Source organism: Promicromonospora sukumoe, assembly GCF_014137995.1.
GTDB lineage: Bacteria > Actinomycetota > Actinomycetes > Actinomycetales > Cellulomonadaceae > Promicromonospora > Promicromonospora sukumoe.
Genome location: NZ_JACGWV010000003.1, coordinates 22746 through 36724, shown reverse-complemented (window position 1 = coordinate 36724; position 13979 = coordinate 22746). Strand labels below are relative to the sequence as shown.

9 protein-coding genes are annotated in these 13979 nt (G+C 69.1%); 2 read left to right on the top strand and 7 right to left on the bottom strand.

Annotated features, from left to right (window positions below; all coding sequences use genetic code 11):
• Positions 1-67 precede the first annotated feature (67 nt).
• The 6 genes from rplI to FHX71_RS24290 form a co-directional block, all read right to left on the bottom strand.
• Complete coding sequence (gene rplI, locus FHX71_RS24315) at positions 68-517, bottom strand: 50S ribosomal protein L9 (protein ID WP_182620110.1); 450 nt, start codon at positions 515-517, stop codon at positions 68-70.
• A 17-nt stretch (positions 518-534) separates the two neighbouring features.
• Entirely contained in the window at positions 535-771 is a 237-nt protein-coding gene (gene rpsR / locus FHX71_RS24310) for a 30S ribosomal protein S18 (protein WP_020013532.1), read from the bottom strand.
• 79 nt (positions 772-850) lie between these two features.
• Positions 851-1402 (bottom strand): single-stranded DNA-binding protein, encoded by a 552-nt coding sequence (locus tag FHX71_RS24305; protein WP_182620109.1) that lies wholly within the window; start codon positions 1400-1402, stop codon positions 851-853.
• Positions 1403-1512: 110 nt separating this feature from the next.
• Positions 1513-1803 (bottom strand): 30S ribosomal protein S6, encoded by a 291-nt coding sequence (gene rpsF / locus FHX71_RS24300; RefSeq protein WP_182620108.1) that lies wholly within the window; start codon positions 1801-1803, stop codon positions 1513-1515.
• 245 nt (positions 1804-2048) lie between these two features.
• The gene (locus tag FHX71_RS24295) at positions 2049-4622 is read right to left on the bottom strand and encodes a transglycosylase domain-containing protein (RefSeq protein ID WP_182620107.1); all 2574 of its coding nucleotides are present in this window, start codon (positions 4620-4622) and stop codon (positions 2049-2051) included.
• 246 nt (positions 4623-4868) lie between these two features.
• Complete coding sequence (locus FHX71_RS24290) at positions 4869-7316, bottom strand: transglycosylase domain-containing protein (protein ID WP_182620106.1); 2448 nt, start codon at positions 7314-7316, stop codon at positions 4869-4871.
• Between the two features lie 448 nt (positions 7317-7764).
• Here FHX71_RS24290 and FHX71_RS24285 point away from each other — a divergent pair, with 448 nt between their 5' ends.
• Together FHX71_RS24285 and FHX71_RS24280 are read left to right on the top strand one after the other, a co-directional pair.
• On the top strand, positions 7765-8412 hold the full coding sequence (locus tag FHX71_RS24285) for a PadR family transcriptional regulator (RefSeq protein WP_182620105.1): 648 nt from the start codon (positions 7765-7767) through the stop codon (positions 8410-8412).
• Positions 8409-9500: an inositol-3-phosphate synthase gene (locus tag FHX71_RS24280; protein WP_182620104.1), complete on the top strand. Its 1092-nt coding sequence runs from the start codon at positions 8409-8411 to the stop codon at positions 9498-9500. The genes FHX71_RS24285 and FHX71_RS24280 overlap by 4 nt, the downstream gene beginning before the upstream one ends.
• Positions 9501-9610: 110 nt before the next feature.
• Here the strand turns inward: FHX71_RS24280 and FHX71_RS24275 are convergent, their stop codons facing one another.
• Entirely contained in the window at positions 9611-13621 is a 4011-nt protein-coding gene (locus tag FHX71_RS24275; protein WP_182620103.1) for a S8 family serine peptidase, read from the bottom strand.
• Between the last annotated feature and the right edge of the window lie 358 nt (positions 13622-13979).

Below are 13979 nucleotides of genomic sequence, written 5' to 3'. Positions count from 1 at the left end.
GCAGGCCCCGGCTCCCACACGGGGAACCGGGGCCTGCTGGCGATCAGGTGATCAGCTGAGCCGAAGCTCAGCCGGCGACGACCTGGACGCCGATCTTGGCCGACACCTCGGGGTGCAGGCGGATCGACACGGTGTAGTCACCGGTCGTCTTGATGGACTGACCGATCTCGATCTTGCGCTTGTCGACCGACGGGCCACCGGCGGCGGCAACCGCGCCGGCGATGTCGGCCGTGGTCACCGCACCGAACAGACGGCCACCGGGGCCGGCGTTCGCCGCGACGACGACCGGCTTCGCGGACAGCGAGGAGGCCAGGGCCTTCGCGTCGTCCAGCGAGGCGATCTCACGGGTCTTGCGAGCCTTGCGGATCGCGTTGATGTCGGACTCGGCGCCCTTGGTCCACGGGGTCGCCAGCGAACGCGGGATGAGGAAGTTACGGGCGTACCCGTCCTTCACCTCAACCACGTCGCCGGGCTCGCCCAGGCCGGTCACCTCGTGGGTCAGGATCAGCTTTGCCATTGTTCTCGATCCCTTCCTCAGCGAGCCGTCGACGTGTACGGCAGCAGGGCCATCTCGCGGGCGTTCTTCACGGCCTTCGCGATCTGACGCTGCTCCTGGACGGAGACGCCGGTGACGCGACGGGCACGGATCTTTCCGCGGTCGGAGATGAACTTCCGCAGCAGCGCCGTGTCCTTGTAGTCGATGTTGGCGATCTTCGCGGACTTCAGCGGGTTGATCTTCTTCTTGGGCTTGCGCACCACAGGCTTCGCCATGGTGTTGCTCCTTCGTCAGGTGCTGCTCACGAGGCCTGGCAGGCCGGGCGAGCAAAAAAGGTGAACTGGGTGGTGCCGATCAGAACGGCGGGTCGTCCGAGAACGAGCCGCCCGACGACGCGGGGCCTGCCGTGGCCCACGGGTCGTCATTGCTCTGACCGCCACCAGAAGAGCTGAATCCTCCGCCGGAGCCGCCGCCCTGCTGGCCGCCGCCTCCGTTGTAGCCGCCACCGCCGCCGCCACCGAAGCCGCCGCCACCACCGGACCGCTGGGCCCGGGTGACCTTGGCCGTGGCGTAGCGCAGGGACGGACCGATCTCGTCCACCTGCAGCTCGACGACGGTGCGCTTCTCGCCCTCACGGGTCTCGTAGGAGCGCTGGACCAGGCGACCCTGCGCGATGACGCGCGTGCCCTTGGTCAGCGACTCCGCGACGCTCTCCGCGGCCTCGCGCCAGATCGAGCAGCGCATGAACAGGGTCTCCCCGTCCTTCCACTCGTTGCTCTGGCGGTCGAAGGTCCGCGGGGTCGACGCCACCGTGAAGTTGGCGACCGCCGCACCGGAAGGGGTGAAGCGCAGCTCAGGGTCCCCGGTCAGGTTCCCGATCACTGTGATGACAGTTTCACCAGCCATGCCAATTCCTCGATTCAGTCGACGTTCCGTGCGCGCTGTCCGTGCTCGCGGTGAATGCAACCACGAACCACTGACACTCGCGCGGGCGTAGGAGGTTCAGGTCCGACGACTTACTTGTCGCCGGTGCGCAGGATCTTGGTCCGGAGCACGACCTCGTTGAGGCCGAGCTGGCGGTCCAGCTCCTTGGCGGTGTCCGACGTCGCGGTGAAGTCGACGACGGCGTAGATGCCCTCGGACTTCTTCGTGATATCGAACGCCAGGCGGCGGCGGCCCCAGATGTCCACCTTGTCGACGGAGCCACCCTCGGTCGTGATGACCGACAGGTACTTGTCGAGCGACGGGGCAACGGTGCGCTCCTCGACCTCCGGGTCCAGGATCACCATCAGTTCGTACTGACGCATGTGTATACCCACCTCCTCTGGTCTCAGCGGTCACGGTCGTTCCGTGACAGGAGGGTTCACAGCAAGGGCCAAGCCTACCCGGCCTGCGCGCGACGGCGGAATCGAGCGCACGAGACCCCTCTCACACGCCGTGCGGCACCGGGCACCCCGGCACCGGGCAGCGGAACGGCCGAGGGGCCGCCTCCCGCAGGAGACGGCCCCTCGGCCGTGGGCACCGGACGCCCTGGGCGTCCGGACGACGCCGGCTACGGGCGGCCGCCCCCGTTGCCGTTGCCGTTCCCGTTGCCGCCCTCCGTCGGTTCACCGGTGGGTATCCCGATGTCGCCGGAACCCGACGAGACGATCACCTGCACGCGAGTGCCCCGTGGCACTGTGGCGCCCTCACCCGGGTTCACCGAGATGACCTGCCCCTGTTGGACGTCGGCGGACTCCTGGTACTCGATCGCCGGGTCCAGCCCCGCGGCCCGGAGCTGGCCGCGCGCGTTGTTCTCGTCACTGCCGATCAGGCCGCCCGGAACGGTGGCGGTGTCCTGGTCGGGCCCGGTCGAGACCTCGACCCGGATGGGCGAGTTCCGCTTGACCTCCTGGCCCTCCTTCTCGACGGAGAGCACGGTGCCCGGCGGCTGGTCGCTCGGGACCTCCACGAGCTGGGGCCTGACCCCGGCGCCGGAGAGCGTGGCCGCGGCGGACACGACCTGCTGGCCGACGAGCCCGGTCGGCACCACCACCATGTCGTCCTGCTCCTCGGACGGCGACACCGACGGGGTGGGCGACGGCGACGGCTTGGGGGCCGGCGGCGTGTACTCGGGGAACTGCTCGACCTCCATGCCCTCGGTGACGGCCTGCATGTAGTGCGTCCACGCCGTCACCGGCCAGGTACCGCCGGTCAGGCTGTAGTTGGCCCACTCGCCGAAGGGGGTGATCGACTCCTGGCTGATGCCGTCCTCGGCCGTCTGGTACAGGCCCACCACCGTCGTGAGCTGCGGGATGTAGCCGGCGAACCACGCCGACTTGTTGCCGTTGGTCGAGCCGGTCTTGCCCGCGACGGGCCGCGGGGTGCCGTCGGGACCGAGCAGCTCCTGGGCCGGCGCACCGGACCCCTCCTCCACCACCTTCGTCATCGCGTAGGTGGCCTTGGTCATGACCTCGGGGTCGATGGCGTCCTTCACCGTGTCGCCCGTGAACGTGTAGACCCCCTCCTCGCCGTCCATCACCGACGTCACGATGTGCGTCTTGTGGCGCGTGCCCTGCGCGGCGAACGTCGCGTAGGCGCCCGCGAGGTCGATCGCGCGCACCGGCTCGGTACCCAGCACGTTGGACAGCGTGGCGTTCGTGGACGCCTCGGGGATCCCGGCGCGGATCGCCACGTCCTGCGACTTCTTCGGCCCGATGTCGACGTTCAGCTGGGCGTACACCGTGTTCACGGAGTCCGCCGTGGCCTTGACGAGGTCGATGTTGCCGAACGACTCGCCGCCCTCCTCCGTACCGAAGTTGGTGAGCTCGACCTCCTCCTCGACGCCCGTCTCCTTGTTGAGCACGGTCCAGCCCGGAATCTGCATCGGGCTGTTACCGGGGTAGATCTCGTTGAGCTCGTGGTCCTCCTCGAGCGCGCCGATCAGGGTGAAGGGCTTGGCCGTGGAGCCAGGCTGTGCCTTGCCGTCGGTCGCGGAGTTGAACTGGAACTCCGCGTAGTCCTTGCCGCCGTACAGCGCCCGGACGGCGCCGTCCTTGGGGTCGATCGACACGATGGAGACACCGAGCCGGTCGGACGCCGCGCCCTCCCCCTTGTAGGGGATGGTGTTGGCCGTCTCGACCGCGGCCTTCTGGAACTTCGAGTTGATCGTCGTGCGGATCTCATAACCGTTGTTCATGAGGTCCTCTTCGCTGAGGTTCGCCCCGTTCGGGTCGGCGAGCTCCTTGCGGACCTCCTCGAGCAGGAAGCCGACCTGCCCGGCGCGCGACACGGGCTTGTACTCGATCGGCTCCGGGAAGGTGGCGGCGTTCCGCTCTTCCTGGCTGATCAGGCCCATGTCGGCCATGTTCCGCAGCACGCGGGCCCACTTCTGCTCCGCGACGGCCTTCGACTCCTCGCCGAAGCGCGGGTCCCAGTAGGACGGCGACGGGATGATGCCCACCAGCATCGCGGTCTCCGAGACGGTGAGCTCGGCCGCCGGCTTGTTGAAGTACGCCTTCGCCGCGGCCTCGAACCCGTAGGCACCACGGCCCAGGTAGATGCTGTTGACGTAGCCCTCGAGGATCTCGTCCTTCGACTTCTCCTGGTCCACCTTGAGGGCCAGGATGATCTCGCGGAACTTGTCCGCGTAGGAGGACTGCCCCGGCTCGAAGTACGTGTTCTCCACGTACTGCTGCGTCAGCGTCGACGCGCCCTGGCGGCCGCCGCCGGTCACGTTGCTGATCGCCGCGCGGACGATGCCCACGGGGTCGACGCCCATGTGGTCCTGGAAACCCTGGTCCTCGGACGCCACGACGGCCTGGGGGATGTACGGGGGCAGCTCGTCGAGCGTGCGGATCGTGCGGTCGATCGCCGCGAACTTCCCCATCACCTTCTTGTCGGCGTAGTAGACCGTGGTGGTCTCCGAACCGATGCTCGGGTTCTCGTCCGGCACGGCCCAGCCGATCCACCCGGCGGTGAAGACACCGATGCCGAGGGACAGCATGGTCAGGCCGGTACCGACGACGACGCGCCACGACGGGATCCAGGCACGCAGCCCCGTACGGTGCGGACGGGGGTAGTTCCAGAAACCGCGCCGGCGCCGGGGGGTCTGCGGCCAGATCGGAGAGGGGCTCCTGTTCGCCACTTCTTCCTCGTTCCTCGAATCGGTTCAGCAAGCCACTGAACGGGGTCCAGCAAGCACACTGAACCGTCGAAACGATAGAGGATCGATGTCGGCAGCAAGTAGCACAAACGCGTTTTCTCTGTGGACGCCCCGTGTCCGAGACACACGTCTCAACGGGCTCTACCAGCGCCGATCGGGGTATTTCACCCGGCACTTCACCCGACGCCGGCAGAGCCGGCCGGACGGGCAGCGCCCGTCCGGCCCCGGCTAGCCGAAGAAGCCTCCGCCGTCCTCCGACGGGTCGTCGGAGGGGTCCGGCCCGGTCGAGACGACCAGCGTCACGTCGCTGCCCTTCGGCACCTCCGAGCCCTCGCCCGGGTCGACCGAGATCACCGAGCCCTCGGGCACGGTGTCCGACGGCGCCTCCTGGACCACCGGGTTGAGCTCCGCCTCCTGGAGCGCGTGCTCGGCGTCGCCCTGGTCCTGGTTGGTCAGGCCCCAGGGCACCGCCGTGGTCTCCACCTCCGCGGCCGAGCCGTTGGAGATCTGCACCTGGATCTCCGTGTTGCGCTCGACCTGCTCGCCGGCGCGGTCGACGGCGAGCACCGTGCCCGCGGGCTCCGCGCTGTCCACGTTGACCTGCACGGGGACGAGCTGAAGGCCGGCGAGCGCCGCCGAGGCGTCCGCGAACTGCTGGCCCACGAGGTTGGTCGGCACCGTGACCATCTCCTCGGTCTCCTCGGAGGGGCTCACCGACGGCGACGGCGACGCGGACGGCTCGGGAACCGGCATCTCGTACGGCGGGAACTCCTCGACGTCCATGCCCTCGGTGGCCTTGCCCATGTACTCGGCCCAGGCCGTCACCGGCCAGGTACCACCGGTCAGACCGGTGAGGCCCATCTCCTTCCACTCCCCGAAGGGCGTGATCTGCTGGTACTCGCCCTTGCCCTCGCGCGCGTCGCGGTCGTACTGGTACAGCCCGACGACGGTCGCGAGCTGCGGCACGTAGCCGGCGAACCACGCCGAGCGGTTGCTGTTCGAGGTACCGGTCTTGCCGGCCACGGGCCGCGGCGTCACGCCGTCGGGCCCGACGAGGTGCGAGGCCGGCTCACCGGAGCCCTCCTGGACCACCTGGGTCAGGGCGTACGTGGCGGCGGCCATCACCTCGGGGTCGAACTCCGTCTCGGCGGTCCCGCCCCACACGTGGATCGTGTTCTCGCCGTTGGTCACCTCGTCGACCAGGTGCGGCGTCGTCCGGGTGCCCTGCGCCGCGAAGGTGGTGTAGGCGCGGGCGATGTCGATGTTGTGCACGCTCGCCGTGCCCAGCACGTTCGCCAGGTTGGAGGCGACGATCTCGTTCCCGTTGGCGTCGGTCTCCGGGATGCCCGCGCGGGTGGCGACGTCCTTGGTCTTGTCCGGGCCCACCTCGACGTTGAGGTGCACGTAGGCCGTGTTCACCGAGTTGGCCGTGGCGTCGAGCAGGGAGACGTTCGGGTAGCTCTCGCCGTACGGCGGCTGGCCGAAGTTGGTGAGGACCGCCTGCTCCTCCTCGCCGGTCTCGGCGTTCCGGTTGTTGTAGCCCTCGATCTCCTGCGGGGACGTGCCGTCGTACGTCTTGGTCAGCGGGATGCCCTCCTCCAGGGCGGCGACCAGCGTGAAGGGCTTGAACGTCGAACCCGCCTGGGCGATGTCCTGCGTCGCCGAGTTCGTGGGGTAGATGCTGTAGTCCGGACCGCCGTACAGCGCCTTGATCGCGCCCGACGACGGGTCGATCGAGGTGAGCGACGCACGTGTGTTCTCGTCGGCGTCCTTGGGCAGCGCCATCGACTCCGCCGCGGCCGCCTGCATCTTGCGGTCGATCGTGGTCTTGATCGAGAACCCGCCGGTCGTGAGCTGGCCCTCCTGGATGTTCGCCCCGTCCGGGTCGGCGAGCTCCTTGGCGACCGCCTCCAGCAGGTACGCGGTCTGCGGGTTGCCCGAGCCCTGCGTGTACTTCTTGAGCTTGGGGAACTCGGCGGCGGCGCGGTCGTCCGCCGTGATGGTGCCCGACTCGACCATGAAGTCGAGGGTGCGGCCCCAGCGCGCCTCGGCCTGGACCTGGGCGCCCTCGCCCTGCCGCGGGTCCCAGTACGTGGGGTTCGGGATGATGCCCGCGAGGAACGCCGACTCGGAGATCGTCATCTTCTTGGCCGAGTGCCCGAAGTACGCCTGGGACGCGGCCTCGATGCCGTAGGCACCGCGCCCCAGGTAGATGGTGTTCATGTAGCCCTCGAGCACCTCGTCCTTGGACTGCTCCTGGGTCACCTTGAGCGCGAGGATCGCCTCGCGGAACTTGTCCGCGTAGGTGGCCTCGCCCACACCGATGTAGTAGTTCTCCACGTACTGCTGGGTGAGCGTCGACGCGCCCTGCTGGGCGCCGCCGGTCACGTTGTTGAGCGCCGCCCGGGCGATGCCCAGCGGGTTGATGCCCATGTGGGTGCGGAAGCTCTGGTCCTCCGACGAGATCACGGCCTCGGCGACGTACGGCGGCAGGTCGGCGAGCGCCACGATGGTGCGGTTCTCGGCCGCGAACTTCCCCAGCGGCTTGCCGTCGGAGTAGTAGACCGTCGTGGTCTCGGAGCGCACGGTGTTCAGCTCGGCCGGGACGGTGACGTCCACCCAGGCGGCCAGGACGACCCCCGCGACGAGCGACGCACCGGTCAGCAGCGATCCCACGACGAACCGCCACGACGGGACCCAGGCGCGCAACCCGGTCCGGTGCGGCCGGGGATAGTTCCAGATTCCCTGCCTGCGCCGGGGCGTCTGCGGCCAGATCGGAGAAGGACTCCAGTGCGACACGACTGCCTCTTCCTCGTTCGGACTCGGGGTCCGCGGGTGCGCGGTCGACGCACCACGGCGGACCACCCGAAACCATAGGGGATTCACCCTCTGGCGCAGCAACCGGATCCACCCACATCGCCCAGGCTGGACATTTCACCGCACGGTCAACCCAGTCCGTCTGCCCTCACTTCACACTTCTCTCACCTCGCTGATGGAACCAGTGGCCAACGGCTGCGGATTGCGCCTCGCGCGGCCCGTGCTTATTCTCTCGATGTATCGACTCGATACATCGAGCGGAAGCATTCGACCCGGTCGACCAGGTTCGTCCAGGAAGGAGGTCGCCGTGCGCAGCCGATCCGACGTGCTGGAGACCGCCGTCCTCGGCCTGCTCAACGAGTCCCCGCTGCACGGCTACGAGCTGCGCAAGCGGCTCAACCTGGTGCTGGGCTCGTTCCGCGCCTTCTCCTATGGCACGCTCTACCCGGCCCTGAAGGGCCTGGTCGCCCGGGGTCTGATCGCGACCACCGAGAGCGACCCGACGCCGTCGACCCCCCGCAAGGGGAAAGCCGGGATTCCCGGCAGGACCGCCAAGCCCAAGCCCCTCGGACGGCGACGCGTCGTCTACGAGCTGACCGCCGAGGGCAAGGAGCACCTCCAGTCCGTCCTGGCCACCGCCGGTCCCGCGGCCTGGGAGGACGACAACTTCGACGTGCGGTTCGCCCTGTTCGGGCAGACCGACGCGGAAACCCGCCTCCGCGTGCTGGAAGGCCGGCGCACCCGGCTGACCGAGCGCCTGGAGGCCCTTCGGGAGTCGACGACGCACCCGCGTTCGCGGCTCGACGAATATGCGCTGGAGCTCCGGCGCTTCGGGCTCGAGAAGGTCGAGCGCGAGGTGCACTGGCTCGACAGCCTCATCTCCACCGAGCGGGGACGCGCCGTGGCGCCGAGCCACTCGTCCCAGCAGGAACAAACGAAGAAGGAGCGAGGATGACCTCCATCCGCGTGGGCATCGTCGGCGTAGGAAACTGCGCCTCGTCCCTGGTCCAGGGCGTGCACTACTACCGTGACGCCGACCCGGCGAGCACCGTCCCGGGCCTCATGCACGTGCAGTTCGGCGACTACCACGTGTCAGACCTCGAGTTCGTCGCCGCGTTCGACGTGGACGCGAAGAAGGTCGGGTTCGACCTGGCCGAGGCCATCAACGCGTCCGAGAACAACACCATCAAGATCGCCGACGTCCCCCCGACGGGCGTGACGGTCCAGCGGGGCCCGACCCTCGACGGTCTGGGCGACTACTACCGCGCGACGATCGACGAGTCCACGAAGGACGCCGTCGACGTCGTCGCCGCGCTGCGCGCCGCCGAGGTCGACGTGCTCGTCTGCTACCTGCCGGTGGGCTCCGAGGAGGCCGCCAAGTTCTACGCGCAGTGCGCGATCGAGGCGGGCGTCGCGTTCGTGAACGCCCTGCCCGTGTTCATCGCGTCCGACCCCGAGTGGGCCGCGAAGTTCGAGGAGGCCGGCGTGCCGATCGTCGGCGACGACATCAAGTCGCAGGTCGGCGCCACGATCACGCACCGCGTGCTGGCCAAGCTGTTCGAGGAGCGCGGCGTCGTCCTGGACCGCACCTACCAGCTCAACGTCGGCGGCAACATGGACTTCAAGAACATGCTGCAGCGCGACCGGCTGGAGTCGAAGAAGCTCTCCAAGACGCAGGCCGTGACGTCCAACCTCACCGGGCCCCTGGCCGGCAAGAAGGAGGACCGCAACGTCCACATCGGGCCGTCGGACTACGTCGCCTGGCTCGACGACCGCAAGTGGGCCTACGTGCGCCTCGAGGGCCGTGCCTTCGGCGAGGTGCCGCTGAGCCTGGAGTACAAGCTCGAGGTGTGGGACTCCCCCAACTCCGCGGGCATCATCATCGACGCGGTGCGCGCCGCGAAGATCGCGAAGGACCGCGGCGTCGGCGGCCCGATCCTGTCGGCGGCGACCTACTTCATGAAGTCCCCGCCCGTGCAGATGGAGGACACCGCGGGCCGTGCCCAGCTGGAGGCCTTCATCCGCGGTGACATCGAGCGCTGACACCCAGCGCTGACGCGGAGCGCAGGGCGCCTGCCCCGCGACCCCCTGTCGAGACCCAGACCTCGACAGGGTGGCCGCCGGACAGGCGCCCTTCTTCGTGTGTTCCGCCGTTACAGCGCGGTCAGCCCGAAGTTGTAGACCGTGGTCTGGCCCGCGATGATCTGGGCCTTCTTGGTCGCCGGGACGAACCCGTCGGCCGAGACGGTCACCTGCAGCGGGGCGTTGGACTTCTGCATCCAGTACGAGTACGTACCTTCGGCGTCCGTCCGCAGCACCACGTCGTACGAGACGCCGTCGAGGACCACGACCGCGTCCTCGATCGCCGCACCGCCGCCGCTCACCGTGCCCGTGATCTTGCCCCAGCCCGCGGGCGCCTTCACCGACATGGTCGCCGTCACCGGGGTGACGTCGTACGGCGTGTCGTTACCGATGTTGATCGACGCCGTGTAGGTGCCCGGCTGGTCGACGGCGGCCGTGATGGTCGCCACCGCGGTCACGCTCTTGCCCGGCGCCAGGGTGAACGACGGCGGCTGGACGTCCAGCCACTCGACGCCACCACCGCTGCCCGCCACCTCACCGGTCACGTCGATGACCAGGTTGGAGTCCGGGAAGCCCAGGCTGTCGGCGGTGGTCGGCTCCGGGGTCCCGCAGCCGTCCGAGGCGAGGTACGTGGGGCTCGTCTCCGCGGCGGGGTTGCCGCCCACGTAGATGGCGGTACCCGCGACCTCGACCACCAGGATGTCGTCCGGGGCGATGGTCGCCTCGGCGTCGATCGGCACCGTGTACCAGGAGCCGAAGTCGTCGGTCACGGTGACCTGACCCGACCCGATCGGGGTCAGGTTGGCGTACGTGAACGCACCCGAGAGCGTGTAGAGGGTGACCGTGGCCGTGGTCGACGGCGTGGCCACCTCCTGGATACCGAAGGTGACGCTGGTCGGCTGGAAGCCGGCCGTGATGCCGAAGTCACCGGGGGTGTAGGTGCGCAGCAGCTTGGTGACGCCCGACGGGCAGGCCACCGAGCTCGACGCGACGATCTCGTGCGAGGTCGAGTGCGACAGGGTCGTCTCGTCGGCGGCCACGTCCGGGTAGACCGCCTCGGCGACCTCCCCGGCCGCGACGCTCCCGGAGCCACCGGCGCGCAGGCCGTCGGCCTTGGTGCCACCGGACGAGAACGGCAGCTTGGCCGCCGTCGCCTTGCCCTGGACGCCCTTGAGGACGCCGCTCGTCGAGGCGGTGTCGCCACCGAGGACGACGTACTCGCCGCCGCGCGCGGACAGGTCCACCTCGGCCGGCGCGGAGCCGGAGTTGGTGATCTTGATGTTGCGCGAGGCGGAGCCACCGATCGCCAGGCTGGCCTCGATGGCCGTCTTCGAGACGGTCAGCTGACCGGCCTTGAGCTGCCCGCTCACGGTGACGGCGCCGCCCTCCTCCGACACGTTCGCGGTCTTGGCGAGGGTCTCGTAGCCGTCCGCAGCCAGCGTGACGTCGTACCGGCCCAGGCTCACCAGGGCCGAGTAGCTGCCGTCCGCACCGGTGGTCGCCGTGGTCTCCGCGCCGTCGGCCGAGGTCAGGGTGACGTCGGCCCCCTCGATGGCCTCCTTGGTGTTGTAGTCCTTGACCACGCCCGACACCGACGCGACCGCCGGTGCGTCGAACGTGAGCGACAGGCCCTCGGACAGGGCGGCCTGGTTGAAGGAGTACTGCGTGGCGACGGTCCCGGCGGCGTTCTCCACACCGACGGTGGCCGAGTCGCCCTTGGCCGAGGTGCTGTCGGTCAGCGCGCCGTACCCGAAGGTCACGTCACCGTTGGCGAGCAGCGTGACCGAGAAGTTCAGCCGGTCCGTGGCCGGGCTGTACTTGCGCACGTTGCGCCACTCCAGCACGTAGGCGTCGACGCCGTCCACCGTGGTGGTCGCCGTGTAGACGCCGGACGCGGAGTCGAGCAGCAGGTCGTCCCAGAAGGGGTAGAGCGCGGCGTTCGGCTGGCTCGTCGCGGGGATCGCCACGTTCGCGTACGAGGTGGTCGAGCCCAGGAAGTTGATGTGACCGTTGCTCGTCAGGTAGGCCCGCGAGTACGCCTCCCCGTAGAGCGGGAACTCGAACGGCAGGTCCACCGACGTCGCGACGTCGTCACCCGTGAGGTTCAGCAGGGTGCTGCCCTGACGGTAGTCGGCGGTCGTGACCGAGCACGAGTACCCGCCGTCGTCGACGTTCGGGACGATGGTGATGTCCACGTCCTCCGCGCCGTCGACCACGAGCTCGCCGTCGTACGAGGCGGCACAACCGCCCAGCTCGACCGACAGCGAGTAGGTACCCTCGGGCACGTCGGCGAACGCGAACGTGCCGTCCTCGCCCGTGGCCGTCGGCTCGTACGGGGAACCGCGGAGCGTGACCGGCGCGCCGATCACGGGCTCACTGGTCCCCTCGAACACCACGGTGCCCGTGACGTCGTGCCGCGGGGCGGACTCCAGGGCGATGGAGACCGTCTCGGTCTCGTCCACGTCGACCGTCACGGCGGTGGGCGCCGAGGCGATGTAGCCGAAGGCCGAGGCCGAGACGGAGAAGTCACCGCTCAGCACGGTGGCCGAGAACGTGCCGTCCGCGCCGGTCGAGACCGTGCGGTCGCGCTCGCCGTCCACCAGCACGGAGGCACCGGCGATCGGCGCGCCGGCCGCGTCGGTGACCGTGCCGGTGACGGTGCCCGTGCCGGCCGTCGGAGCGGCGTCCACGAGCGCGGCGACGTCGAGCTTGCCCTCGCCCCAGACGTTGTTGCGCTCCGGGGTACCACCGCACGAGAGGTCCTCGGTGTCGATGGCCGTCTCGTCGAGGAGCGCGATGGTGCCCTCGATGTCGCCGACCAGGGCCGGAGCCGCGCTCCACAGCAGCGCGATGGCGCCCGCGAGGTGCGGGGTGGCCATGGACGTACCGCTGAAGTTGGCGTAGCCGCCGCCGGGGATCGACGAGCGGACGTTGACGCCGGGAGCGGCGATGTTCGGCAGGAGCGTGCCGTTGCGGCCCGGACCGCGAGCCGAGAACGACGCGATGGCGCCGTTCACGTCGAACGCACCCACGGAGTAGGTGTGCTCGAACTCGCCCGGGAAGCGGCCCGACTCACAGCTCGGGCCCTCGTTGCCACCGGCCCAGGCACCGAAGATGCCCGCGGCGTTCCAGGCCTGGGTCTCGGCGCTCATCCAGTCCTGCGGCAGGTCGACGCCCGGCGGGATGCCCCACGAGTTGCTGACCACGTGCGGGCGCTTGGACGGGTCCGCGTCGCTGCCGTCCGCGCGGGTCGGCGCGAGGAACCACTGCGCGTTGGCGAGGTAGTCGTCCCACGCGCAGCCGCCGTTGTCGATGCAGTTCGACGCGATCCAGGTGGCGTCGGGCGCGACGCCGATCTGGTTGGCGCCGCTGCCGCCGACGATGGTGCCCATCGTGTGGGTGCCGTGCTGACCGGAGTCACAGGGCGCACCGCCACCACAGGTGTCAGGGATGTCGAAGTAGTTGTAGTCGTTGTCGTACGTGCCGTCGGCGTTGTAGCCGCGGTACTTGCTCTGCAGCGCGGGGTGGGTGGCGTCCACGCCCGTGTCGAAGTTCGCGACCGTGATGCCGGAGCCCGTGTAACCGAGGTCCCACACGTCCGGGGCGTTGATCGCGTCGAGGCCCCACTCGACGGCGGCCGCCGACTTCTCGCCGGACGCCTTCTTCTCGACCGGCTCCTCGTTCTGCATGGTGATCTGCTCGTGGATGCCCGAGACCGCGCTGCTGGTGGCGAGGCTCTCGGCGAGCTCGAGCGAGCCGTCGTCGACGAAGATCGCGTTGTTGATCCAGTAGCTCTCGTACTGGGCGTCGGCGGCCTTCAGCTTGGTGATCACGGAGGCCTGGGACTTCTTGGCCGTCGCGTGCAGCGCGTCGTAGACGAACTGACCGCGCTCGGACCAGTCGGCGATCCCCTGAGCCGGCGCCAGGTCCGCCTTGTCGGCGAACTGGATCCAGAAGTCCGCGGTCTTCTTGTCCTCGAGCTGGGTGAGGACCTTGCTGCTGAGCTTGTCCTCGGGCTCGTCGGCGGCGGTGAGGGTGGTCGTCGGGACGGACTGGGCGAGCGCTGCTGGTGCAACGGTCACCGCTGAGGCTGCCAGGAGCGCGAGTGCCGTTGTGACGGCAGTCGTCGCCCTCCCTGCAATTTTCCTGCGACGGTACATGGGGCCTCCATGCTCGGGCGTGCCCGTCCGGGACCGGCGGGAACGCGCGACGGCGATCCACTTGCTGTGGACCGCCCCCTACCGTCGTTTCCGCCCGCCGATGGAACAAGGTCGGTTTACGGTCAGATATCGGTCACTTTCGGGTCAACGGTTTGCCCGACGGTCGACGTTGCCCCTGTCAATGGGTCGCGTTACATTTCACCCCAAGAGCGCTGAAATTCACCCTTCGTGCGCTTCTCATGGCGGAAAACCGTCATCTCGGCGGGAATGTGTCATTTCT